The 1,003-nt window shown below is 19.8% G+C and carries 1 protein-coding gene; it reads left to right on the forward strand.

The features are described from left to right. Positions 1-268 precede the first annotated feature (268 nt). Positions 269-955 carry a DUF624 domain-containing protein gene (locus tag GBZ86_RS16235; protein WP_152892391.1) on the forward strand — a complete coding sequence of 229 codons (687 nt, stop codon included), beginning with the start codon at positions 269-271 and terminating at the stop codon, positions 953-955. Positions 956-1,003 lie beyond the last annotated feature (48 nt).

Raw genomic sequence — 1,003 nt, forward strand, 5'->3', positions numbered from 1 at the left:
TTTCATACCTCTATTTTATTATACAATATTTCTCTTTTTATTTCTAAAAAAAGAAATATTTTCATATATAAATTAAACCATATTATAGTCCTGACATAAAAGAGTTTTAGTTAATATTTTATTGATTTTATGTGTTTTTTTTATTTTTATTGAAAATTTGTAAATTATTATTTGAATTACTTATATTTGTAGTTTAAACTATAAACAACTATTATTTAAACAATTACATACGTATAGGAATTTTAAAAGAAACGGAGTGATAAATTTTATGTTAGAAGGTTTTAGAATTGAAAAAGTTTTAGATTTTTTTAATTATGTATACTGGTTTTTTATTGTAAACATTTTATTTATGATTATTAATATACCAGTTATATTTTTCTTTTTATTTGTTGGTTTTTCTAAGGCAGTAACATACTTACCATTTTTCTTAGTTTGTTTAATTCCTACTGGTCCTGCTTTTACATCTGTATTATATTGTATGGCAAAACTTTTAAGGACTAAAGATTTAGAACCATTTAAAGATTTTTTTCATGGTTTAAAAATTAATTTTAAATCATCTTTATTATTATGGTGTTTGCAGCTTATATTCATTTTTATATTAAGTACTAATTTAAGAATAGTAAGTTATTTAAATCTTAGTTTAATATTTGTTGCAATTTTTGCAATGCTCTTACTAGTTAATTTTATGATAATGCCTTATGTATATATATTAACTTCTAGATTTTCAATGGGAATAAAACAAACATTAAAAACATCATTAATTTTAAGTATTACTAGACCAATGTTAACTATTGGTTATATCGCATCATTTCTTTTTGTATTAATGCTTTTTGAAATTTCAGCTGGAACTACAGTTTTATTTATTTCAACTGTATTAAGTTTCTTGCTTATATTTATGAGTAAAGCGTTATTAAATCAATTAGAATTAATTTCTCAAAAAAATCTAAACATATAACTAAAAAAGAATCTGTATTAAATTATATTCTATTATTAGAAATAAATT

This window comes from Clostridium tarantellae, from assembly GCF_009295725.1.
Classification (GTDB): domain Bacteria; phylum Bacillota; class Clostridia; order Clostridiales; family Clostridiaceae; genus Sarcina; species Sarcina tarantellae.

What these genes read in the sequence shown, in the direction of transcription:
- GBZ86_RS16235 (WP_152892391.1), top strand. Translation starts at nt 269, where the DNA reads ATGTTAGAAGGTTTTAGAATTGAAAAAGTTTTAGATTTTTTTAATTAT.